Below are 24573 nucleotides of genomic sequence, written 5' to 3' on the forward strand. Positions count from 1 at the left end.
CTTAGACTGCTCTAATCTGAAGACCATCTCAATCACAACTACCTTCAATTCCTCGCAGACAACCTTGAGGCAGTGTCAACACCAAGATATAAAGCAGCCCAACGTTCCTGGTCAGCGGCTGCCGATAACCGTTAAATCCCACACAAGCGGCTTGGGTCAGTCCACTGCACCAGCGTTGTTATGCCGCTCTCTGCTCACATCATGTATTGTGAATTACTTTCTCTAAAGGTATCAATCTCGTCTATAAGTCGGTTCCATGCACTAGCTCCCGTTCCTGTATATATTCCCTGAATTTCGGCTAATATCTCGCCACCAATACATATGAGAAGAAAAGAATCTTTAGAATCAATCATTTGCTCAGGTACTAAGACTCCTTCTGGGCTTATTTCTGCATACAAGGCTTTATTTCGCAATTTAAATAACTCTTCTTCTCGAAACCAATTTGCAAAACGATTCTCATTTTCTCCGTAAATTCGAGTGACACGCGAATTGATTAATAATGTTGTATAAACTGCATAAATGTACTTATTTTGATGCTTATAAAAAGCTTGTTTGTCCAATTTTCCTGAAACTTGTTTATTACCTAAAATAATAACTTTCCCTACTTCTTCAATTAACGAAGTAGCGAAAAAAGTGGAAAGGGCATAATCGCCTTCTTGGAAAAAACGCTGACTAAGCCTCCAGTATTTTTCAAGATGCTCTCGATGTTGTTCGCTAATCATACTGTAAAAAACTTTGTATCAAGTACTTAACTTTTACTCAAGTAACAGCATTTCAAAAACCTGTGCATAACTATTAATTATGCCACAGTTACGATTAACATTCCTTAATGTATCAACTAGCACTAAAGATCTTTGTGTATCCATCACCATTCAGCATCAAAGTCTCCCTTAATTTAATGAATGAAGCGATCGCTCCCTCTTACCCACTCCCCAAGAGCGATCACTCATCTAATTTACGAACAGTTTTGCACAACGTTTCTGTACAGATTCAGTCAAAATGTTCGGTGTGGAAAACGTCTTGCTTCGCTACGCTAACATCCCGTCACTGACTGCTACACGCGGCAACCGATGCTTAAAGCTGCAAAGAATTTCCCAAGAAATGGTTCCTAAAGTTTGTGCCCAATCGTCAGCAGAAATTGACAAGTTTCCATCCTGCCCAATTAGCGTCACCACTTCCCCCGTTTCCAAGTCAGAAATAGCACTCACATCCAGCATCATCTGATCCATTGTAATCGCGCCAATTTGCCGTACCTGCTGACCTTGAATCAGAACAGTCATTTTATTCGAGAGGTTGCGAGGAACTCCGTCCGCGTAGCCAATACCCACGATCGCAATCCGCGTTTCCTTGTCGGCAATGAATTGATAACCATAGCTAACACCCGTACCAGGGGGAATGGTTTTCACTTGCGTCACTCGCGCTTTCACCTGCATCACTGGGTGGAGCTCAACAGCATTTCGCAAGTGTTCAGCCGGATAAAGCCCATACAAGGCAAGTCCTGCGCGTACCCAATCGTAGTGTAGTGATGAGTCTGCTAAGGTGGCAGCAGAGTTAGCCAGATGCAAACGAGGTGGCTTGATTCCTGCATGGCGAAGTTGTGCGATCGCCTCCTCAAACCGCTGATGTTGCAATCTCATAATCGTGGGATCGGGACTATCTGCTGTCGCCAAATGAGAGTAGATACTAGCAATTTCCAGATAAGGCAGTCGCTTGACTAATTCCACAAATTGTGTAGCTTCTTGCCAAGGCATTCCCAACCGCGACATCCCTGTATCTAACTTAAGATGCACGGGTAAGGTTTTTTGCAACTCACTCAGCGTTTCCGAAAAAATCCAAGCTTGCTGGGGGGTGCAAATTGTGGGTTCCAATTGCCAATGAGCGATCGCCTTTACTTGTTCAGGAGTATTCATCGCCCCCAAGAGCAAAATCGGCGCTTCAATCCCCGCTTCTCGAAGTTGAATCCCCTCTTGTAATGTGGCAACACATAGCCCATGGGCACCCGCCTCTAAAGCAATTCGAGCAACCATTGTTGCCCCATGCCCGTAGGCATCCGCTTTCACCACTGCCATCAGTTGAGTTGAGGCTGACAAAAGCTTTCTCAGTTGCCCCACATTATGGGATAAAGCCCCTTGGTTAATTTCCACCCAAGCCCGTTGGCAAAGGTCGCTAAACCCCTTATCAGTCCGGGGAAAATCGCTTTCTATCTGCCTGTAAGTCACACCATTGGTTTGTTTCAGTTTTTGCCTCATCGTTTTAGTTCCTCACACACACACTAAAAACTATATCTACCCCAACCCTAATCGGTGAAGGAATCAGCAACTGAATGCCGCTAACATAACCAGAAAGCGGCGACTCACAGGATTTGTTCATCCACGATTTTGAGTGGTGAGATGTCAGAGATTCAAATCCGAATTCGTCCCCCATAAAGGAGAGTCAGCCACTCCTTGAGGGTTATTCAAACTCAACAATGTATCCGACGTCTCGCCTGATATCCCTCCAAGTAGCCCTGTTGTTGAATCCACTTGGCTTTCGGAAATATCGGCAACTGTATAGTCTGAGTTGAGATTGTCGATACTATCTGTAGACTCATCCACCCCCGCAGCCCCCAATGAATCGTTAGAAGCAATCTCCGGGTTGACTATACTTTGTGTTGGCACCAAACCCGTTAGCGAATCACCGGATTCGATAAGTTGCACATTCAGTACCATGTCGTTAAAGTCCGCATCCCCACCACCGAAGTTGTCTTCCCAAGCCAGACGATAGCTGCCGTTGCCGACTTCTGAGACTTGCAGATGGTCAAAATTATCGGCATTCGCTTCTGGTGTGAAGAAGAATACAGTGTCTAGGGAACTCTGCCCAGTCTGCGATCGTAATCGTTGCTGTGACATTATTATCATTAGGGTCACCGTCTGTCAGCTTGGCAGGAAATTGCAGATTATTCCCCCCATCGGTTAATTCCCGGTTGGTCTGCTGATCGATGTTGTAGGGATTTCCTGCTGTATTATTGGCAAAAATCGAATTGCTGAGTGTGACAGGGGTTTGCTCTCCGCTTAAAATTGCTCCGGCAGACCATCCAGCGGAATTGTTGGCAAACGTTGTGTTGACGATATTGGTGGGACTCGTACCTGTGATGAGTGCGATCGCACCCCCTGAACCACCGCCATCCGTATCCTGAACTTTGTTGCCCGAAAACGTACTGTTGGTAATACTCAGAGGCGCTTGTTCTCCTACCCACAAACCGCCACCTTGTTGCAGCGCCGAATTGTTGGCGAAGGTCGTGTTGTTGATTGTTAACGGTACGTTACCTTGGCGAATGCCACCGCCGAAGGAGTCTCCCTTAGCATCCTTAATCACCTGGTTGTTGATAATCGCGCTATTTTCAACCATCACTTGGTCGGAACCATAGGCAAACAGAAATAGTCCTCCCCCCTGTCCTGCACCTTTATTGCCGTCAAATCGACTGCCGCGAATCGAAATCTGCCCTCCCGAAGCGCCATCGGTGTAGATTGCGCCACCGTAACCCCTGGTATAGCGGGGAGGTAAACTCAAGAGTCCACCGGGTGTTGAGTCGTTATTGACAAAAGTAGAATTTTCCACCGTTAGACTGCTCAACAGGCTGTTAATCGCCCCACCGTTAATCCCTCGGTTATTGGTAAATTGGCTATCCCGAACCGTGAGATTGCTTTCACTTTTGACGGCGATCGCACCACCCCCTCGCTCATCGGCACCGACTGTGCCATCATTTCCCACAAATTGGCTATTAACGACCGTAATGGTGCTGCGAAACCCGCCCCAAATCGCTCCTCCGCCACTACCCAAAGAGGCGTTGTTATTAAATTGGCTATTCTCTACCGTTAGGGTTGTGTCACTGGCTGTACGAATTCCTCCTCCTGCTCCTTCTTCACCCATTCCAGTGCTTGTCCCATTGGCGATCGCTAGATTCCGCAGTGTCACCGTGGTTGGATTAAAATTCGGATCGACATTGACATCAAACACCCGATATGAATTATTTCCACTAATCGTTAAACCGGGAGCATTGGCACCATCAATAATCAGGTTTTTGTTGATTTCGAGTTGACCACTGGTAAGGATTATGGTCTGATTCGCGAGACTGGGGTCAAATTGAATCGTCTCCCCTGGCACAGCAGAAGCGATCGCTGCTCTCAGGGTACCGGCCCCATTATCTGCACTACTTGTAACTGTGACCATGTTGCTAAGAATACTCCTAGGTAGTCTTCATCTAACCTCTGCAAGAGTATTGTTAGCGTTCAGGAGTTTTTTGTTTGTTAGCGATATTTTCAGTCCTAGGACTTAGAGCAAACGCGCCTAGATAATGCGAACGATGATTTCTTCACTTACTAGGGATAGAAAACTAAAAACTGTAGACTTCTACCCAATGATCGATAACTTATGACCAACGAATATAGAGGTTTTCAGTTGCAATGACCACACATAAGGACACGACATATCGTGTCCTTACAAAATCCTGTGTTATACCCAGCAGGCAAGCGAATATTCCTTAAGGCCAAAGATTGCGCCACCAAGGTGTAGATTGACCTTGAGCCACATTGGTTTTCTTTCGGATATCCTGAATATCCCAGCCAGTTAGCTTCGCCAAAGTCTTCGCTTCCTGTTCAAATCGCTCCTTCAAAGAGCGTTGATATTGTCGCCCTGCCTCACACTTCATCTCTCCGGTGAAGGGATGACGCAATATATATCGTCCCTGAAACTGTTGGCGATTAGACGTTTCTTGAAACATCAAATCTTCAGGAAACTTATCACGGGTATAGCGCACATGGAGGCGGGTGATAAATACATTATTCCGTGCATTTGGAGAAATCCAAAAAACACCGGCTTTCTTCAGTTCTTCTGGATTTAAAGGTTCCGCTGAGCAAGGGTCACAGCTTCCCATATCCCAGGCATATTCCCTAAAAGCAACTTTTCTATCTTCACGAGTATAGGAAGTTTGGAACATTGCCTTGTAGAAATCACCAAACTCGTTTTTTACAAAAACAGGTATCTCAGTATCTGAAGGAACATTCACAGTGCGGTAGTTGGTAACTTCGGCTTGACCTTTTGGTGATAAGACATAAACAATCAGGTCTTGCGCCGTAGACGCATTCATCATGCCTAATCGAATAGGCAACATGAATTTGGGTGATTCGTAGGCTATCTGAAGGGGGCGCAGAAATTGATAGCCAGCTTTTTCAAATTCTTGGAGGTTGACTTTAGCCACAAAGAATTTCATGTTCTGCCTAATATAGGGTCGTAGGAGTTGATTCGCCCCTTTCGGCAGTTTGTAACCGTTGCGTTTGAGCCAAGTTTCTAGTCCGTCAGATTCTTTGGCGCTGAGGATGAGAATGTCATATTCTCCTACAGTAAATCGGGCTTCTACCGTAACGCCCAAAGCACTGTCACTTTCACTGGGGCCACCCCTTGTTCCACCCCCTAACGTTCTTCCGGGGGCAGCCATCATGGGCGGTGGAGGAGGTGCACAAGGGTCTGAATCAAAATATTCCACCAATCGCGGCGCACTAAATTCATCCAGCCGTTCCATAATATTGGGGTCGCCTACATTCACCTGCTCTTGTTGGATGACCACAGGCACCGGCACAACAATCGCAAAATCTTTGACCTCTCCTTGAAAGTCGTTTGCCATTGTTAGAACGGTGCGATCGCCATCTCTTGCCATGATGACTTGAGACGCCTGATTGTAAAGCTTACTGTCCGCTTTTGCCACATAGAAACCACAAAATGCCCAGGCTTTTTGAGTTAAGCCAATCGTGACTATAAATGTTAGTAGTAAAGTTATTAAGCATCGAAATAATCTCATTTTCATCTCCTTAAGGTTGGTTAAAATAGTCGTAATCAAGATTTTTTATCGTTCATCAACTGAGGCTCAATGGCTTCAGTTTTGACGAATCAGCCAAATTTTCTATGTTATTTACAGAAGTTTCATCCCAAGAAAATCTAGAAGATGACCAGATAAGATCTAAAATCACAATTAAAGGAGAAAGAGCAAATAAAGCCCAGAAAACAGAGGTAGGAATGAAGAAATTATTTCGTAGGATGAAGGTGAGAATAGCAATGCATCCAGCCCAAATCATGCGACTGATTCTCGTATTAGGAATTGAGCGAGGATCGGTAATCATAAATAAGGCAAAAAGTAACAATGATCCACTCATTAATCGATGGCTAAAGACATCCCATGTCCAACCGAGCCAAAGATTGCGAATCGCTTCTAGCAAAGTGTAGGCACCCAAAAAAGCTACTGTTGTGTCCCAGCGACCTACTCGTTTCAAAACTAGCCCACCAGTCCCTGCAAACAATAAGGCACACCAGCCATCTTCTCCCCACTGTCCGGGTGAAACCCAGGCATCATGAGTCAAGAGTAAAGCCGCAATAATACCAAAGTTAGCCGGATTAAAAAAATGTTTGTGTTTAAATTGAAACAAGAATTTACTTAAAATGGCTAAAGACCCTGCCAAAATCATGGTGGTGTAGTGGTCAGCCCGTAGCAACAAACTTAAGCTCAAGGCTGTAATCATTGCACTTTTAAGTGAAGTTACGTGGGAAAAACTTACTAACCCCAAATTTTCTTTTTCTGAGCTATTTTGGTCTTGAGTCAGTGAAGCAATAGGCAACTGAAGATGGGTATTACTGTTACAAAATTTAATATTGCAATTGCCCACTTGAAACTTGGCAATAAAACTTTCGATCCCCTTGGCCTTTAACCAAGTCATAATTTTTTCTCGTGGATTTGACCACAACGATACTGCTACCCACTGGGTCAGAAGGCAAGTAATCGTCACAATAAGAATCAAGTCAGGTCGTAGTGTCCAGTCTCTTGTTCCGATTCCCAATATGAGGAAGAGTGAGAGAAACAAAATTTGATAGTTTCTGGGATCTTGTTGTAGCATCGCCTCCCTCTAAAAAGATGAATTTTATTATTGTCTTTAATCTAGGAACGTTAGGCATGAAAGATTGTTGAACTGTTGCCTAACTTAATGAAAAGTAGAAAAGCGAGTACAGTCCGTGTCAAATTCATTAATTTTGAGGCTATCTTTGGCTTAAAGATGCTCAGAAAACCCTGGCAGCGCTGATAGAGCCTACATAAGCTGTAGAATTTGTCACCTTTTTCATTAAAAGTTATGCACGAAATCTAATTATTGCTAATATGCCTGTCCTTCCAACCACCAAGCGACTCTGTTACGCTTTCGGTAACCGCGTCTGCTTTATCCCAGGAAAGGGAAGAAATTTAGAGGATTTTAGATTTTAGTGTTTATTAGTGTTAAAAAGCGATCCGTGATCAGCTTTGCCTGCACTCTGGGGCAATCGCCAATGAGTGGGACGTTAATGACTCAGGAGAATCTTACGGAGTTGAATCTCCAGCTTGTCTGGCTGCTCTACCATAGCTAGATGCCCACACTCAGGAATTTCAATCACATTCTCATCACAGCCTTGAAATAACGAGTGGAAGCTAGCCAGATGGCGCACGTACTTGGGTTCCATGATCTTATCGTTGGCACCCGCTATAAAATAAACGGGCTGCGTGAGCTTCGACACTACTTCAGGTAACCGATTCACTTCGGCTTCTGTGGTGGAATCGAGTAATGCTCCAACAGCCGCTTCAGGACTAGCGGCAACGAAATCAATCAGCCGCTGGCGTCCCCAGCGACGTGGGATCGGACGTGCCACCTGCGATCGCATCAAGAGCAAGTCCAGCAAAGGCAGGTAACAAAGCCAACGGGGTCGTTGCTTCACTAGTTGTTGACCCACAGCCCGAAATCGCTCAAATTCTTCTTTGATGTAAATTCCGCCTCCAGCATTGACACAAATAACCCCCTTGACTCGATCCGAAGCCATCGACGCACCCCAGAGGGCAATGCTGCCGCCCAAGGAGTGACCAATGAGCCAAGCACAGTCTATATCTAGCTGTTGCAGCAAAAGATTCAAATCCTGAGCATAGGCGGCTAGGGTGTACCTGGAAGGGGCCTGTTTGAGCGCATCAGTGTCTGGTAATTTAGCATCAAGTAACTCAATACGGTTTTGAGTTTTATTCATTTGGGGTAGAGAATCACCAAATCCCCTCAGGTCATAAGTAAGGCACTGATAATCCGGTGCCAACGCCTCAATTAACGGCTGCCAATAATTGCGGCTTAAAAGCCAGCCGTGGATAAAAACAAGGACAGGAGAGGGGGATGTCGGGGGAGGGGTCAGTTCGTAAGCGTGAGCAGCTCCCAGAATATCAATGAATGCCATATTTTTATCCTATCGAAAATTGAGTCATAGGAAGGGGTTGAGCGTTAGTCTGGTGAGCCGATTGAAGATGATTGAGCGAACCTGATAACCTTCAACTTTCAACCCTTTCCCTAAAATCGGCGACCGAGTAATCGCTGCCGCACACTTTCAGCAATTTTTTGACCCAGGTATTCAGGAATCAAGTTTTCGTTGGGTCCCAATAAGTACAGGATTAACCGGGTTCGTCCACGCCACACCAGCAAGTTGGCATTGACCACCAGTAAATCTTCTTGCCAGATGGCATACATGACTTTGTAGAATAAGCCGGGCTGGTTGTCCGCCTCAATCAAGAGTGCCGGGAGATGGAAAACTGGATCGACGTAAAATTCTGTTTCCACTTGTTCCAAGCCAGCATCGAGATTAAACTCCACTGCCAGCATTTCTTCGACTTCAAACCGCCCTGCTAACGCCTCTCGAATCGCCCGACAGACATTTTCTGATGTTGTGTTGGTCAGCGCTTGGCTACCCCTAGACACCACCAGTTTGATAAAGACCAGCATCGGCGGGCTGATTTGACCATAGAGACTGAGGCTATGAATCGTCAGTCCATAGGCCGCTAGAACGCCAAAAATATCACTGAGGAGAAACGATTGGTTCCGGTAAGCAAAATGCAGGGCACTTTTGGAGCCTTCCGGTTGGATCTCAATCACCGCCCGCCTACTTTTGTACAGCCGGTAGGCGAGCCTCAGGTTTTGCAGTTGGATCTCACTACTGACAAACTGTTCATAAAACTGAGGAAACGCCCGATTAAAGCGCTTAAGGAGTTCTAATGTAGATGTTTTCAAACCCGCAGCCATAAGTAGGGGTAGGGGTAGGACTCGTACCAAGGTAATGAGGTTGACCTAAGCCATCGCTGTGCTCAAAAGCTTTTAGCCAGACACAGCGACAGACACTTCTAAGGAAAGAACCTGCTGTATCTGGTTAATTTCTCACAAATTCTGCGAGGGTACCCTAAGTCTACCTAAAGAAGGACAAGCCTGGGTCTTTTCGCGATTCTGGGATAGATAGATACAGGGGAGCTGTTAGTTGTGTTATTATCGATTTCACGAAGTTTCGCGTCGATTTAGCCCGATAAGACTTATCGCCAAACCCTAAGTTTATGCTATTTGGAATGTTTTGATAAACAAGGGGTACTGGTGAATCTAGCCGCCATCTACGGATGTTTCGGGGTAGATTCCCGCCAATGTTCCAATCTATAGAAACTTTACCTCTCCAGTTTGGGATAAACTTCTAGTGTTAAGTCTGGTCTCTATCCAAAGCAGAAAGTCTTATCCGTTAGGAAAAGGAAGTCTGCTCTCGCCTTGGGGACAGAAGTAGGAAAATGCCACAGCCATACCTTCATGGGTTTTTGGAAAAGCTTTTTTAGCAGTTCTGATGCTGCCTCTGGGCAAACACAGTTTGAGGGGGAAGCAATAGAAGGTACGATCGATCGCACCGATAACACTTCCCGCATATTTTTTAGCACAGATCGAGATATCGACCTTTATGAGTTAGAGGAACTCTGTGATGCCGTTGGCTGGTCTCGGCGACCCATGCGTAAAGTAAAAAAAGCCATTCAGCACAGCTTCCTGGTGACTTCGATGTGGCAGCAGCGAGGTAACACGAAACGCCTAATTGGCTTTGCTCGTGCCACTTCTGACCATGCTTTTAATGCCACAATCTGGGATGTAGTCGTTCATCCAGATTTCCAAACCAAGGGGCTAGGTAAGGCTTTGATGAAGTACATGATTAGGAAACTGCGGAATGAAGATATTAGCAACATAACCCTGTTTGCCGATCCCCATGTGGTGAATTTTTATCGCAGAATGGGATTTATGGCTGATCCAGAAGGCATTAAAGGCATGTTCTGGTATCCAGATTAACGGTCAAAAAATTTTTGTCATTGGACTCTAATCCGCCGAAAGCAAGTTATACTAGCAAAAGGCACCGGGATGTAGCGCAGCTTGGTAGCGCGCCTGCTTTGGGAGCAGGATGTCGCAGGTTCAAATCCTGTCATCCCGATTGATTAATAATTGAATTTCCCTCACACAGTAGTACCCACTTACTCAGAAATGGAATCTAAGAGGACTACACCTGTTGATAGGAGCTGGATTGAAGCGTTGATTTTTTGTTGACTGTATCCTCTTAAAATCGTCAATATCCCCGAAAATCATCCAAGGGCGATGGCTATCACGGCTACAGTCAGCCTGGAGAGGAGCCAAAACTTTTTTAGGGGGAAAGATTGCCTTCAGGTCTCTACTGTCGTATAATAATTCACTTTCGGCTCCCTAGCCTAATAAAGTTCAGGGCAGCCGATTTAAGCTTGAGAAATTAGGACGGATTCGGTAATCTGGCTCAAGGAAATGGGGTGGAACTATTTGAGATTACACAGAGTCAGGAAATTCACCCATGCAGAAGAAAATGGTTGGAGTTAATGAGTAATTCTACGATAAATGGTGAAAGTTAAACGACAACATCGATAAAGTCAAAAAAGCTTTGATGCATATTTACTCTTGCTACTCTAAACTCTCAATAAGTCATCCCAAGGCAAGAGCATTACTTTAATGGTGGCTAAGTATTCTGAGGAAAAAATCTGAGGTAATGACCATGAAATCACTGGTTCGCTGGAGCGCAACACTAGGTTTAGTCGGAACAGCACTACTCGGTTCCTTCGGTTTAGAAAATCTAAAGGCACTGGCATTACCAGAGCAGCAGGTAATGGAAAAACTGCAACCGGTACCCGTGTTTACTGTTACCGATCCCCAAGGCGCTCCCCTGGTTGCGACAATCCCCGATGGGCAAAATAAAGCTCAAGCGGTAGCAGGGGTTTTTATTAGCCAGAAAGATGCTCAAGCTTTTGTTCAACGGTTGCAGAAAGAAAAGCCCGATTTAGCCAAAAACGTGCAGGTGGTTCCTGTATCTTTGGCGCAAATCTACAAACTGAGACAAGAAAATCAAAATAAGCCAGAAGGTTTAAACTTTGCCTTTATCCCCGTGCAGCAACAATTACAAGCTGCACAAGCTATTGCCGGCCAAGCTGGTCAACAAGGGCAGTCATTTCAGGGCACACCCTTGTTTGTAGCGAGAGGAGGTAGAGAAAACGGATACCTAACCGTTCAAGAAAATGGGAAGGCGGTGATTCCCTTCTTTTTTGAGAAAGAGCAATTGCAGGTGATGGTAGACCGCTTCAAACAGCAGAAGCCTGACTTGGCATCTACAGTTAAAGTCGAAGCCGTACCCCTGGAGGGCGTCATTTACACCTTACAAACCAGCAACAATCAGGAACTGAGTAACGTTATGATCGTGCCAACACAAGAAGCCATCTCCTTCTTGCGTAGCCTACCGCCTGCCCCTGGGCAAAATGCGCCCCAAGGTGGTCAACAACGGCGATAAGGCACCCATAACCGTTGCAGCGAGGAGGGCGAGGCTTGGGAAGAAATAGCGCTGACGATGACAGGTCAGTCATCTCAGGACTAGCTCTCTGGCAGTGGCGTCAGGAGGCTCGTAAGTCCGCCCTCGAAGCGGGTGTCCCAACAGCTGAAGTCGATTGGCTGCTCACCGAAGTGGCTGGACTGGACTCCCTGACGCTGCGCTTGGAGTCCTTTAAGGAGCGACCCCAAATCAACTTGCCATTTCCTTTGTCGGTGCTATCCCAACTGTGGGATCAGCGTATTGATCAGCGATCGCCGATTCAGTACTTAGCTGGAGTAGCCCCCTGGCGTCATTTTCGAGTCAACGTTTCGCCTGCCGTTCTGATTCCTCGCCCAGAAACTGAGTACCTAATTGACTTGGCTGTAAGCGCGGTCAAAAACAGTCCAATACCCAATCTGGGATCAGGACACTGGGCGGATTTAGGAACTGGAAGTGGTGTCATCGCCCTGGGACTCGCTGGAGTTTTCCCGGCTGCCACCATTCACGCCGTGGATTACAGCGCTGATGCCCTAGCCATGGCTCAACAGAATGCTCAACAGCTAGGCTGTGCCCAACGGATTCAGTTTTACCAAGGGTCTTGGTGGGAGCCTCTGGACACTCTTAAAGGTCACTTTAGTGGTATTGTCAGCAACCCTCCTTATATTCCTAGCACTTTGGTACAACAACTAGAACCAGAAGTGCGTGACCATGAACCTCATCTAGCCCTAGACGGTGGCAGCGATGGTCTAGATTGCATTCGGCACCTGATTGAAACCTCTCCCAACTATCTGCGTCCTGGCGGTATCTGGCTGATTGAAATGATGGCAGGGCAAGCCGATGCGGTCACTCAGTTGCTAGAAGAGCAAGGCAGCTATTGCCATATTCAGATTGTTTCCGATTTGGCAGGCATTGACCGCTTCGCTCTGGCTTATCGGAGTGAAGGGGTTGAAACGTGAGGGTTGTAGGTGGGAAAGTTTGGAAGGTTTGGAGAATCATCGGCAACCTGCTAACCTGCAACTTTCAACCTTCTAACTTCCAACCCATTGACAATGACTCAAGTTTCCCTGTCGGCTTTGGTGGCTGGCGCAAGCATCGGTCAACTAGTCAGCTTTCCCACAGATACAGTACCCGCCCTAGCCGTGCGCCCTGACCGCTCAGAATTAATATTTGCCGCCAAGCAGCGCTCTCAAGAGAAACCCTTGATTTTAATGGGGGCATTTCCAGCCGCCCTCTGGCCTTTTGTGCAAGGTACGGCGGCGGAAATGGAGATTTGGCAGCAAGTTGCTCAAAAATACTGGCCAGGAGCACTCACATTGGTGTTGCCTGCCTCAGCCAGAGTCCCGGCGGCTATGAACCCAACTGACCCCACTACCATCGGGATACGAGTGCCAAACTCTAGAATTGCGATCGCGATTTTGTCCCAAACAGGGCCGTTGGCAACCACCAGCGCCAATCGCTCCGGTGAGCCTCCCTTGCAAACAATGGCAGAAATAGAGGCCTATTTTCCGGCGGTTCTCACCCTTGAAAGTCCTGAATTGGAAGCCGATAAAATCAGCACGACGGGAGTTCCTTCGACGGTTGCCAAGTGGACGAGTAGCGGCTGGAAGATTTTACGGCAAGGAAGCATTCAGCTAGAAAGCACCTAGAGAGTGCAAAGCGTTAATACGGCTCGTGTACCCAGCCTTAACCTTTCCTAGGAAGTCTAAAATACTCGCTATGCTTGAGAAGATTTTACTGTCCTGCCCTGCCGGACAGAATCTATATTGAATTTTTGTTGAGAGGCATAGGCGTAATGGAGTTAATCTTTTTGCTATTGGGCGTCGGGTTGGGGTTTTTGGGGAGCCGTATCACCCGCTCTGTCCCACAACCTGCGATTTCCACCCCATCTTTACCTCAAGAGACACCTATGAATGATCTCCCGTCTCCCAAAGCGCACATCGAGCCTCTCCAGGAAGAACCCAAGCCTCTCCCAAAGGACATTGAGCCTCTTGAGGAAGAACCCAAGCCTGTTGAAGCCAACGTTGAGCCTCTTGAGGAACAACTCAAGCAAATCCAACTCGCTTACCTCATGGCCCAAGAAATGAGCCAGTTTAAAGGGGGATTTTTGGCTCGGACGGCTCATGAATTGCGATCGCCTCTGAGTAGTTTAATCGGTATGCATCAGCTCATTTTGTCCGATTTGTGTGACTCACCAGAGGAAGAACGAGAATTTGTGGCTCAAGCCAACACTTCAGCCCTAAAGATGGTGAAAATTTTAGACGAGGTGATTACGGTATCGAAAATTGAACACGGCAGCAATCGTTTAGACATTCACCCCTTGCCGTTAACACAGATTTTGGCAGAGGTTCAAGGTCTAACCCACATGCAGGCGGCTAATAGCAATCTTCAGTATGATGTTGTTCTTCCTGACCCAGAAATCTATGTTTTAGCAGACTCACGTCGCTTCCGGCAGGTATTAGTGGCTATTGTAGACAGTGCCATTACGAAGTTAGCCGACCTGAAAGAAGGCTGTATTAAGATTTCCGCTTTTAGTGTCCCAGACTCTCAAGAAGTGGGGATCTGGATTGATGTGCAAACTCCAACCAGTGCCTGGAGTGAAGTGGTTGATTTACTCGCTACGACGCCTGAGGCGGAAAAGCCACCCATGCAAACGGCTGAACTGTCACCAGGGCTAACCTTATTGATGGCTCAAACCCTGGTTGAAGTGATGCAAGGAAAGCTGGAAGTGCTACCCCTCTCGGATGAAGAACTCGCCGCAACCTCAGCCACTGAAAATTTCATCCGACTTCAATGTTCTATGCCCCTAGCGATTCCTGAGCCTGTAGAGCAGGCGTTGGCATAGAGCGATGTATGGGCTGGTTATGCAGCACCATTGTGGTGGTGGAATTGGTCTCAAAACCAATGCGCTCGTAGAAACTTTGTTGATGGGTGGTCATCAGGTAGACTCGCTCTACCCGGTTCATCCGGGGATGAGATAGTACTGTTTCAACTAACTTACGCCCTAAACCTACACCGCGATAGTCGGGGTGAATCACTACATCCCAAATTGTGCCTCGGTAAATACCATCTGAGGTTGCCCGTGAAAAACCAATGAGCTGTTCACCGTCCCAAACGCTGATTACGGGTTCGCTGTTGGCGATCGCTATTTTTAACTCATCAATTTTTCGCTCTTTTGCCCAAAAAGCTCCCAAGCCGAATAGTGATTGAAGTTGATGATAATCGATTTTAGATTTGCGATCGCAAAATTGAATATGGCGGCAATCCATTCCAAAATTCCTTCTGAATGTTACAAAATGTACCTGGTGAGGGATACCAGATTTTTTTGTGCCTGGTCAGAAAGATTTGCCTAAACTTGTGAAATTATACTCAGGCACAATTCATTATTGTAATGATTTCCAACATTAGTGGAACATAGAAGCCTTTTTTTGTTATGAGTTCCTAACATTATCAGGGAGTTATTGTCACTTGAGCGCAATACACCTGAGATTGAGTAAGGATTACTAAGCTTCCTCTTTTTGGTAGAAGTAGAGCTAAATCATCGGTTGATACTGTAGAGATGAGTTCTACTAAGATAGACCATGACCTCAAACCCCAGTACATCCCCTCGTCTCAAGGAAATTTTCCGAGCTATTCTTTCGGTATCCATCATCGTGGTGGGGATTACACACTTTGTCAAACCCCTAGAATACGCCTCGATTGTCCCGCCTCAATTTGGGGATAGATTGGCGATGGTTTACATCAGTGGCTTCTTTGAGATTTTGGGAGGCATTGGTTTACTCATTCCATTGGTTAGTGTTGCGGCAGCTTGGGGACTGATTGCACTATTTATTGCCGTCTTTCCAGCTAACATTTACCAGGCGATTCATAGCATTCCCATTGAGGGCATTCCTCATCATCCTTTGTTCTATTGGTTTAGGCTTCCGTTTCAGGCGGTTTTTATGGCTTGGGCTTGGTGGTATACGAGAAAACCAGAGGAGCAACCTGGAGCCTCTAGCGTGGAATCTCTCGTTGAATCTTCTATGAACCGTTAGGTGACCATTCTCCATACCAAGAGCTGAAGTTTCATCGAGTTTGAGCTTTACTTCAGTGACTACAGTCAATTTTTTCCTACAAAAAAGTCCGCCGATGCGGACTTTGTATTGTTTTTGAATAAAATAGCTTACCTTTTATCCTTGCAGCCAACGAGCAGCATCTTTCGCGTGATAAGTGAGAATCAAATCAGCACCCGCACGCTTGAACCCCATCAACGTCTCCAGCACCATACGTTGTTCGTCAATCCAGCCATTGAGGGCTGCCGCTTTAACCATCGAATACTCACCCGAAACGTTATAAGCCGCAACCGGTAAGTTGCTGGCTTCCTTCACGCGCCAGATGATATCCATATACGCCAAGGCGGGTTTAACCATCAGCATATCCGCCCCCTCAGCAATATCTAATTCGATTTCTTTGAGGGCTTCGCGAGCATTAGCGGGGTCCATTTGGTATGTTCTGCGATCGCCAAATTGGGGCGCTGAATCGGCAGCATCTCGGAATGGGCCATAGTAAGACGAGGCATACTTCGCCGCATAGGAAAGAATCGGCGTCTCCTCAAATCCAGCCTCATCCAATCCTTGGCGAATCGCCTGCACAAAGCCGTCCATCATCCCGGAAGGCGCGATGATATCAGCACCCGCTTTCGCTTGTGACACGGCTGTTTTCTTCAGCAATTCCAATGTCGGATCGTTGAGGACACGACCTGTCAAATCACCGACTTCCAAGTAACCACAATGACCGTGACTGGTGTACTCACACAAACAAGTATCAGCAATCACCACCAAATCGGGCACGGCTTCTTTCACGGCTGTCGCGGCTTTCTGCACCATGCCGCAATCGTGCCAAGCGCCTGTGGCATCTGTATCTTTATCTTCGGGAATGCCGAATAGAATAATCGAGGGAATGCCAAGGTCGTAAACTTCCTTAGCCTCTTCAACAATTTTGTCAATCGATAATTGGTAAACTCCAGGCATAGAGCGGACTTCATTCGCGACACCAGTACCCGGTACGGCAAATAGAGGGTAAATCAAATCATTGGTGGTTAAAACATTCTCACGCACCATCCGGCGTAGAGGGGCTGTTTTGCGGAGGCGGCGAGGACGATGGGTTGGGAACATATTGCTAAGACTTGAAAAACTAACGGATTGGGGAATAACTGTTGGACATGGGCAATGTCTTAACAGTTTAAAGCTTCGTTTTCTCGTCTTACTCTCAGAATAGGTTACATTCTGTTAAATTTGATGGGTGACTAGAATGTAATTTGGTTAGCAGTCAACGCCTGTATTCGGCTGATTAGAGGCTTTTGCCTCGATTGGTCGCTCCGTAAGGTTTATATTTTGTTACATTATGAGGTCATTGTCTTCATAAAATTTCTCCTATTGCTTCCTTTATCTTCAGCTTTTAATACCGAGATGCCTTCATACGTAGTACTTTCTCTCCCTTGTCCCCCTTGTCCTTCTATCTACTCCCTTTGACTGCAACTTAGTATAAAGTTTGAGGATAACAGCCAGCGGAAAATTAGCCTAGCGGCGTGGAATGCTCATCGCCTTCGTAGGAAACTCTCGACTGACAACGCTCCAGATAGATTTGAGCCACTCTATCCCTTGGGTTAACGTTCAAAACACCTTTCAACAGTTGTGCCGCCTCATTCTTTAAACCTAGATTGTAGAGCCATACAGCCTGTTCAAATGTCATTTTTGTGGCTAACTTTCCCTTTTGAATTTCTGGCTCATCTCCATCAAAAACTTCAAAGACCGCTACAGCTTGAGACTTCCCCTTCACTTTAACTTGTTCAATAAAGCGGATACGATAATTCGTTGGGTGTTGTAAATTCGCTAAAGTATGATGAGAGATTAATAAGGATACACCATAATATTTGGTCAAGGTTTCTAGGCGCGAGGCGATGTTGACCGCATCACTAATCACCGTACCATCCATTCGATTCTTTCCCCCTACCGTTCCTAGCATCAAAGAACCTGTATTAATGCCAATACCAATTCTGACCGGAATATACCCAGAATTGGCGCGATGTTGATTATATTCTGTGAGCCGATGCAGCATGGTAATTCCAGCTTTAACGGCATCATCAGCACTGCCGCTAAACAAAGCCATAATCCCATCGCCGATGTATTTATCAATAAACCCCTGATTTTCGACAATGACGGATTCCATGCGAGATAGATAGGCATTAATAAACTTAAAAGTATCTTCCGGCTTCATGCTCTCTGAGAGAGTCGTGAAGGAACGAATATCCGAAAATAGGATAGACATTTTCTTCTGGATATGATCGCCCAATTGAACATCAATAATACTTTCTTTATTTAATAAGTGCAGGAATTGATGAGGCACAAAACGACCATAAGCAACGGCGAGGTTTGAGAGGATTAGATGAGTTTTAATCCGAGCTAAAAGTTCGTTTTTAGAGATAGGTTTACTCAAATAATCATTAGCGCCGACACTAAACCCTTCCACTAAGTCAGTGACTTGATTTTTCGCGGTCAACATCACAACCGGAAGTTCATAAGCAGGAAACTTTTCACGGAGTTTTTGGCAAACTTCATAACCCGTCATTCTCGGCATCATGACATCGAGCAAAACGATATCGGGTTTGAAACCCTGTTCAATCATTGCTAATGCGTCTATACCATTGCTAGCCTGAGTAATGGCATAATTTTGCAGCGATAGATGGTTGATGAGTACCTGAAGATTGACTGGCTCATCATCCACAATCATAATTTGGAATTGTTGTCCTTGGTCTTCTTGGGTTATTTGTAAGGGTTGGATACTCTCTTCTTGATTAAGTTTAGATATTGCAGGCAACAGGCAAGACGAATAAGACAGATTATTGAGTTCTGACGACTGACCCAATGCTGCTGTTAGAGTAAACGTAAAGCGTGAACCTACCCCTACTGTTGATTCAACATGAATCGAGCCTCCATGTAACTCCACCAGTTTTTTGGTAACAGCTAGCCCTAAGCCAGTCCCGCCGTATTCACGTGCCGTGGAACCATCCGCTTGTTCAAAAGATTCAAAAATTCGGTCGAGTTTGTCTTCTGGAATACCAATACCAGTATCGGAGACAGTAATTTGAATCTGAGGTCTTCTAAGGCTATGAATTCCGGTATTGCCCATCTCAATTTTTTCTTCTCCCACTTGCAAATTAGCCGAAATCTCTACAATACCAGTATCGGTAAATTTAATCGCGTTTCCAACTAAGTTGTACAAAATTTGTTGTAAGCGATTTTCATCAGCCTCGGCTGGAGTCAGATTAGGCGGAATGGCATTAATAAGCTGTAAATTTTTGTTTTTAATTAGGGGTTGACTCAGATTAAGAACTACTTCAACAATTTCTCGCATCCCTATGGGTTTCAGTTGCAGTTCAATGGTTTTGTGTTTCAGTTTTGAAAAATCGAGAATATCATTGACGAGGGCGGCTAAGCGGCGTCCGCTTTGAGCAATGAGTAAAAGATTTTTTTGTTGAAGTTCAGAAAGTTCTCCCGTGGCTCCATCCAGCATTGACTCAGCGATGCCAATCATGCCGTTGAGAGGTGTACGAAGTTCATGAGAGGTATTTGCTAAAAACTCATCTTTGAGTTCATCGAGGTGCTGTAATGCTTGATTTTTTAGTTCCAATTCTTCAGTAAAATGAATCCGTTCAGCCTCCGATTGTTTGCGTTTAGTGATATCCGTAAAGGCAACAATGGCATAAGCGATTGCACCCTTTTCATCAAAGATTGGTGTGGCACTCGCTTCCACCGGAACAATTTTTTCTTCTCGATGAATAACTAAATCATCTATTGTCAAACTTTCGCCGTTTAATGCTCGCAATGCTGGTAGGCGTTCTAGGGGGCATAATTGATCGGTATCGGCGAGATAGATTTGATAAACCTCTGCTAATTGAGCGGGTGATTCTTCTGAAATGATGCCCCTGCCTAATATACTTTGAGCCGTAGTATTGGCATAGCAAATTTTGCCTGTTGCATCGTGGACTGTCACGCCGACGGGTACCGCATCAAGGAATTGAGCCAGTCGATTTTCACTCTCATGCAATGCCTCATTTAAGTCTTTCATTTCGGCATTATTAGCTTCGAGAGTTGTAAATAGCTGTTTCAACTGCCCTGACATCGTACTAAATGACTTAGCGAGTTCTCCTAGTTCATCGGAGCGTTCTATTTCTATCAACTGCTCCCATTTGCCTTGAGCAAGATTTTTAGCCGCTGCGTTTAAGCGCAAAATGGGTCTTGTCACCCACCGCGCCGTAAGAATGCAGAAAATGATGGCAATCACTAATGCCGCCAAACATAATGCAATAGTGGTGTCGGTGTTGGCGTTGATTTGCCCCATAAAGTCGACTTCTGGCACAACGACCACAATCAGCCAATTTAGACCCAACTGATCTCGCCAAGGGGTAACTTGGATAAATTGGCGCTGTCCCGCAATCTGGAAATTGAGCTGTTGACTCTTGTTAATCTTACTCAGGTTACCAAAATGGTCTTTCAAATATTGGGTTGTTAATCGAATTAATGCATCTTTACTATCTAATGCTTTTAATCTCTGGGCTTTACCATCAACAACTCTGAAGGGTCGTTCGCTAGTGGAACTACCTACCAGTAAACCGTTCCGTTCCAGGATAAAGGTCTTTCCCGACTGGCTCACTTTTAAGTTAGCCAGAAAATGGCTAATCTGAGAAAGGAGATGGTCGATGCTAAGAACGCCTACAATTTTCTTCGTCTTGTCGTAGACTGGATAGCTCGCAGAGAGCGATATAATATCCGGCTGATCTTCCCACTGGTAAATTTGACTCCATAGGGGTTTACCTGCTTTTATAGCATCCGTATACCAAGCCTCTGTATGTGGGTTCCAGTCTTTGATTTGCCGGAGTTCCGTGCGATTTCCCTGGTTATCTGTGGCGTAAATGTAGAGTTTACCGGGGTTAGACTGGGAAAGTTCATTAATCAGCAGCTTACCATTTTCTATGCGTTCAACTCCAATAAATTCACCCTTGGTGTTGCCATAGGAAATGTAGCCAACCTGGAACACTTGCATTTGTTTCCAAAAGTAGCGTCCTGTCGTTTTAAAGTTATTAAGGTTCAGCAGTCCTAACTCAATCGCATCGGAATTAATTTGATTAATCTGATGAGGAGTAGCAAAATAAGTATCGAGATGTTGATCGATGCGATTGCTAATTTCACTGCGTAATTGGGTGGCGAGGTCATTTACCGCTTTCTGCCCGTTCATAAAGGAAAGATACCCCACAAGGCCTACTGCCCCAACAATTTGCAGAACGAAGGGGACAATTAGGACAGTCCGCAAGGGAACTTTTCCGGAAACCTTAGCAAATAAGCGGCTTAGAGATTGTCGTGACATCGGGGGGTGCATCAGTGCGCTTCTGAATTAGGAGCGCCTAAGAGAGGGCAGGACTTACACTATGCAGTGATTCATACCAATTCTCTAGAGACTTGCTACAGATCCTTTTCTTTCTCCCCCTTGTTAAGCCAGAGCTTTAACCAACAGATAGGCGGAGCGATGTTTAGCAGATCAAAAGCGAGATGGTCTAAGTACACTATTCACAGAATTTGTGCAGCATCCCTGATCATGTGCTGCGATGCCCCAACTCCCATTGTCGCTTGCCCAGCCCAGCAATGACCCCCTTCATCTGTTTCAAAATTTCTTAAAAATTTACGACAAAAAAAGCACCCATGAAGGGTGCTTTTGCTGTTAATCAGCAAAAATTACGAGTTAAGAAATTTAAGCCTCAGCAGTTGCCATTTCTGCTTCCGCAGGCACTTGAGCCGCAACAGGGTAAACGCTAACTTTTTTACGGCTTCTATCTTTTCTCTCGAAGGTGACGACGCCATCAATCAGCGCAAACAAGGTGTCATCGCTACCGCGACCCACATTGACACCTGGGTGAAACTTGGTACCGCGCTGACGGATCAAGATGTTACCAGCTTTGACGACCTGTCCCCCGAAGCGTTTAACACCTAGGCGTTGAGCATTCGAGTCACGACCATTACGAGTACTACCTGTTCCTTTCTTATGAGCCATAATGTCCTGAGTAAGTGTTGTTTACAGTCAACTTAAATCGTAGAGGTGTAACCCATGCCCACCCCTACTAGGATTGAAGCCTATTTCTATTGTGAAGTAGCTTCGGTGGATTCCTCGGTGCTGGGTGCCTCAGTTGTGACAGGTGTCTCGTTTTGCTCCTGTGAAGAAGAAGCGACAACAGAACCATTCATACTGATTGAGTTAATCATCAGGCGGGTAATTTCCTGCCGATGTCCCCGCTTCTTGCGAGTCTTCTTCTTGGGCTTCATCTTGTAGACGAGGATTTTGCGACCGCGAAAGTGTCGCAGCACCGTGCCCTCAACGGCTGCACCTTCAACGAAGGGCCGACCGATTGTCAGTTCACCATTATGCTGAACGAGCAAAACGCTATTAATGGTGACGTTTTCTTCGGGTTGAACAGCTAACAGTTCAATGTCGTAAAAGCGACCGGGTTCTACTCGCAGTTGCTTACCACCGGTTTCGATAATTGCATAACTCATGGGATTGTCCTTGAAGGGTTGCCGTACAGGTAGCTGGTTGATCAGGCGCAAAAGACGCTTTAATCATCTTTTCCAGCTTTTGATATGTCTCAACCTGATCCGAGCAGGTAAGAGCAGACAATCTCTCATCTTACCTTGATTATTGGGCTATATGTCAAGTAATTCAGGTCAGCCGGACAACAGCATCTAAATTTTAAAGGCACTGGCGACGGATTTCGCTACGATTCCAGAGCGTTACGCTTCGATGGAACTCAAATCCAAACCAACAAAAAAATCACTAATGTCTAATTGCGTCTTTCTTCAAAAAATTATTCTCTATTAGGGATAGATGCTCAAAGTACTGAATTAGATAGGTAACAATTCAGCATTGAGATAGATGTACTCATCAGTTAGTGACTGGTAATCTGCACATATAACATCAAGCGCGAGGCAGAACAGTTGACCTGTTCGGGGTTGCTTTTCCACTTTTGTTGAGTAACTTGCAAGGTTACTGCAAAGTCTCTAAGGAGGGAAATATGTGGGTGGAAAGACTAGCGCGATTGGGCTATACCGCCAAGGGAATTGTATATGCAATTATTGGAGTGTTGGCAGTACAAGCCGCCTTTGGCACAGGTGGTAAAACGACCGATCAAAAAGGTGCTCTTGGCGCAATTGCCGCACAACCATTTGGAAAATTTTTGTTAGCGTTAATAGCATTAGGTTTAATTGGATATGTAATTTGGCGATTCGTTGAAGCCGTTCAAGACCCAGAACACAAAGGCCATGATGCTGAAGGTTTGGCAAAGCGATTGGGTGCCGCAATCAGTGGAATAATTTATGCCAGTTTAGCCTTGAGTGCCATTCGGCTAGCGATGGGTTCGAGTGCTAGTAGCAGTAATAGTAATTCAACTCAAGATTGGACAGCACGCTTGATGTCACAACCCTTTGGTCAATGGTTAGTTGGCCTTGGTGGTGCATTAGTCATTGGTCTTGGCTTTTACCAATTTTATAAAGCCTACAAAGCCAAATTCCGTAAACATCTGAAGTTGCAGGAAATGAGTCCTACCGAAGAAACTTGGGCGACGCGCTTGGGTCGATTTGGGGTGGCAGCACGAGGCGTTGTTTTCGTGATCACTGGTTTTTTCTTGCTACAGGCTGCACGCCAGTCTAATCCAAACCAAGCACGAGGACTGGATGGAGCACTGCAATCTCTAGCACAGCAGCCCTATGGTCCTTGGCTGTTAGGAATTGTTGCTCTTGGCCTGGTGGCTTATGGCATTCATATGGGGGTACAGGCGCGATATCGCCGGATCAATGCCTGAATTAAGCTGATCATTCAAGGGGAGTTTAAAGAATTTAGATTTCGCGATTGGGTGCAGGTCAGTGACCCGCACCTAACGAGTACCAAAAATTTCTCCCAAGGCTTGAAAAACATCTAAATAAAAGTTTCCCTGCATTTCACGAAATAATTCAAACGGCGAGTCGGGTTTGCCAAAGAAAGGTCGTAATGTCCAGGCCAACTGTGTACCCACAAAACCATAAAGAAACAACCAAAAGCGTAAAATACTCATCCGAGTTTTTAGCCCTTCCTCATCCTCCTTGGACAATAGCTGCATCCCTTGATAAAGGAACTTCACTCCAATCAAGCCAGTAACAGCAAGAATGCCAACATTCAACAATTTAAAAAACTGGTAATTATAGGTTGTAATTAGAAAAAATAGAGAAATTGGCGCAAAGCTAAACAATAAAACACTAATCACAGAAGCAGCCGTGAGAAGCATGACAAAATGCTGTCCCGCCGTTTTCCTCGAACCAAACAGAATATTGAAAAAGTATAAGGTAGGAAAACAAATGATTAGGGTAATTAAGTAGAGTGAAGGAAGTTTTACGGCAGAGGATAAAGCTTGTGCCCAACCGTTAAATGAGCCAATAATCGCACCATAGAGGGCAAAAAAGATGGAACTACAGATGAGTAGAGCCGTACTCTTGCTGCTCAGCTTGGCACCGGAACGAATTTCTTCCAAAAATGCGCTGCGATCGCGTAAGAGGCCAATTAAGACGCTAAAAGATTTCGTCGCTTGAGATTGACGTTGTATCATCTACCTGCTACCTAGAACCTAACGTGAGTTTTAGCCAGAGTTTTCCCTAAGCAACAGCAACAAGAGTGATAAGGCGTTTTCCGGAATTTTTTAGGTTAGGGGGAGCGAGTAAGAAAGCAACATCCAATTCGGCTAGAGGAATAAATTTCAGAACTTACGCACTCAGCCCCTTCTGCAACGGCTGGATGAGGCTTTCAGCTTCTTAAACAACGATTAGAACAAGG

The 24573-nt window shown here is 45.5% G+C and carries 21 protein-coding genes and 1 tRNA gene; 8 read left to right on the top strand and 14 right to left on the bottom strand.

From position 1 onward, the window contains the following. Nucleotides 1-194: 194 nt before the first annotated feature. The 8 genes from MIC7113_RS01010 to MIC7113_RS01045 all read right to left on the bottom strand — a co-directional run bounded on the left by MIC7113_RS01010 (nt 195) and on the right by MIC7113_RS01045 (nt 9098). Nucleotides 195-722: an AbiV family abortive infection protein gene (locus MIC7113_RS01010; RefSeq protein WP_015180308.1), complete on the bottom strand. Its 528-nt coding sequence runs from the start codon at nt 720-722 to the stop codon at nt 195-197. A gap of 306 nt (nt 723-1028) precedes the next feature. Further along, on the bottom strand, nt 1029-2249 hold the full coding sequence (alr, locus tag MIC7113_RS01015) for an alanine racemase (protein WP_015180310.1): 1221 nt from the start codon (nt 2247-2249) through the stop codon (nt 1029-1031). 144 nt (nt 2250-2393) lie between these two features. Continuing rightward, the gene (locus tag MIC7113_RS34370) at nt 2394-2888 is read right to left on the bottom strand and encodes a DUF4114 domain-containing protein (RefSeq protein WP_071884083.1); all 495 of its coding nucleotides are present in this window, start codon (nt 2886-2888) and stop codon (nt 2394-2396) included. Then, nucleotides 2803-4209 (bottom strand): hypothetical protein, encoded by a 1407-nt coding sequence (locus MIC7113_RS01025; RefSeq protein ID WP_015180312.1) that lies wholly within the window; start codon nt 4207-4209, stop codon nt 2803-2805. Before MIC7113_RS01025 ends, MIC7113_RS34370 begins: the two co-directional genes overlap by 86 nt. A 310-nt stretch (nt 4210-4519) precedes the next feature. After that, the gene (locus tag MIC7113_RS01030; RefSeq protein ID WP_015180313.1) at nt 4520-5833 is read right to left on the bottom strand and encodes a DUF2330 domain-containing protein; all 1314 of its coding nucleotides are present in this window, start codon (nt 5831-5833) and stop codon (nt 4520-4522) included. Between the two features lie 55 nt (nt 5834-5888). Continuing rightward, nucleotides 5889-6920 (bottom strand): RnfABCDGE type electron transport complex subunit D, encoded by a 1032-nt coding sequence (locus MIC7113_RS35260; protein ID WP_015180314.1) that lies wholly within the window; start codon nt 6918-6920, stop codon nt 5889-5891. A gap of 433 nt (nt 6921-7353) precedes the next feature. Continuing rightward, a complete protein-coding gene (locus MIC7113_RS01040) occupies nt 7354-8262 on the bottom strand; it encodes an alpha/beta fold hydrolase (RefSeq protein ID WP_015180315.1) in 909 nt (302 codons plus the stop codon). Nucleotides 8263-8372: 110 nt separating this feature from the next. Beyond that, nucleotides 8373-9098, bottom strand: a complete 726-nt coding sequence (locus MIC7113_RS01045; RefSeq protein ID WP_015180316.1) for a hypothetical protein — start codon at nt 9096-9098, stop codon at nt 8373-8375. A 543-nt stretch (nt 9099-9641) separates the two neighbouring features. Here MIC7113_RS01045 and MIC7113_RS01050 point away from each other — a divergent pair. From MIC7113_RS01050 to MIC7113_RS01075, 6 genes are all read left to right on the top strand, one after another. After that, complete coding sequence (locus MIC7113_RS01050) at nt 9642-10163, top strand: GNAT family N-acetyltransferase (RefSeq protein WP_015180317.1); 522 nt, start codon at nt 9642-9644, stop codon at nt 10161-10163. Nucleotides 10164-10228: 65 nt separating this feature from the next. Beyond that, nucleotides 10229-10302 (top strand) — tRNA-Pro (locus MIC7113_RS01055). Nucleotides 10303-10887: 585 nt separating this feature from the next. After that, nucleotides 10888-11673, top strand: coding sequence for a Tic22 family protein (locus tag MIC7113_RS01060; protein ID WP_015180318.1), 786 nt, complete (start codon nt 10888-10890; stop codon nt 11671-11673). 35 nt (nt 11674-11708) lie between these two features. Then, nucleotides 11709-12647, top strand: coding sequence for a peptide chain release factor N(5)-glutamine methyltransferase (gene prmC, locus MIC7113_RS01065; RefSeq protein ID WP_015180319.1), 939 nt, complete (start codon nt 11709-11711; stop codon nt 12645-12647). A 93-nt stretch (nt 12648-12740) separates the two neighbouring features. Next, nucleotides 12741-13337, top strand: a complete 597-nt coding sequence (locus MIC7113_RS01070) for an L-threonylcarbamoyladenylate synthase (RefSeq protein WP_015180320.1) — start codon at nt 12741-12743, stop codon at nt 13335-13337. Between the two features lie 146 nt (nt 13338-13483). Continuing rightward, on the top strand, nt 13484-14533 hold the full coding sequence (locus MIC7113_RS01075) for a sensor histidine kinase (RefSeq protein ID WP_015180321.1): 1050 nt from the start codon (nt 13484-13486) through the stop codon (nt 14531-14533). Here the strand turns inward: MIC7113_RS01075 and MIC7113_RS01080 are convergent. Beyond that, entirely contained in the window at nt 14487-14957 is a 471-nt protein-coding gene (locus tag MIC7113_RS01080; RefSeq protein ID WP_015180322.1) for a GNAT family N-acetyltransferase, read from the bottom strand. The genes MIC7113_RS01075 and MIC7113_RS01080 overlap by 47 nt on opposite strands. 312 nt (nt 14958-15269) lie before the next feature. On the opposite strand from MIC7113_RS01080, the gene MIC7113_RS01085 reads away from it, so the two are divergent. After that, on the top strand, nt 15270-15722 hold the full coding sequence (locus MIC7113_RS01085) for a DoxX family protein (protein WP_015180323.1): 453 nt from the start codon (nt 15270-15272) through the stop codon (nt 15720-15722). Nucleotides 15723-15857: 135 nt separating this feature from the next. Here the strand turns inward: MIC7113_RS01085 and hemB are convergent, their stop codons facing one another. The 4 genes from hemB to rplU all read right to left on the bottom strand — a co-directional run bounded on the left by hemB (nt 15858) and on the right by rplU (nt 22271). Continuing rightward, a complete protein-coding gene (hemB, locus tag MIC7113_RS01090) occupies nt 15858-16841 on the bottom strand; it encodes a porphobilinogen synthase (protein WP_015180324.1) in 984 nt (327 codons plus the stop codon). Nucleotides 16842-17241: 400 nt separating this feature from the next. Then, entirely contained in the window at nt 17242-21090 is a 3849-nt protein-coding gene (locus MIC7113_RS01095) for an ATP-binding protein (protein ID WP_155897895.1), read from the bottom strand. 381 nt (nt 21091-21471) lie between these two features. Next, nucleotides 21472-21771, bottom strand: coding sequence for a 50S ribosomal protein L27 (rpmA, locus tag MIC7113_RS01100; protein ID WP_015180326.1), 300 nt, complete (start codon nt 21769-21771; stop codon nt 21472-21474). Nucleotides 21772-21857: 86 nt separating this feature from the next. After that, the gene (gene rplU, locus MIC7113_RS01105; protein ID WP_015180327.1) at nt 21858-22271 is read right to left on the bottom strand and encodes a 50S ribosomal protein L21; all 414 of its coding nucleotides are present in this window, start codon (nt 22269-22271) and stop codon (nt 21858-21860) included. A 515-nt stretch (nt 22272-22786) separates the two neighbouring features. Here rplU and MIC7113_RS01110 point away from each other — a divergent pair. Then, complete coding sequence (locus MIC7113_RS01110) at nt 22787-23572, top strand: DUF1206 domain-containing protein (RefSeq protein WP_015180328.1); 786 nt, start codon at nt 22787-22789, stop codon at nt 23570-23572. 72 nt (nt 23573-23644) lie between these two features. Here the strand turns inward: MIC7113_RS01110 and MIC7113_RS01115 are convergent, their stop codons facing one another. Beyond that, entirely contained in the window at nt 23645-24349 is a 705-nt protein-coding gene (locus tag MIC7113_RS01115; RefSeq protein WP_015180329.1) for a hypothetical protein, read from the bottom strand. Between the last annotated feature and the right edge of the window lie 224 nt (nt 24350-24573).

Source organism: Allocoleopsis franciscana PCC 7113 (assembly GCF_000317515.1).
Lineage (GTDB): Bacteria > Cyanobacteriota > Cyanobacteriia > Cyanobacteriales > Coleofasciculaceae > Allocoleopsis > Allocoleopsis franciscana.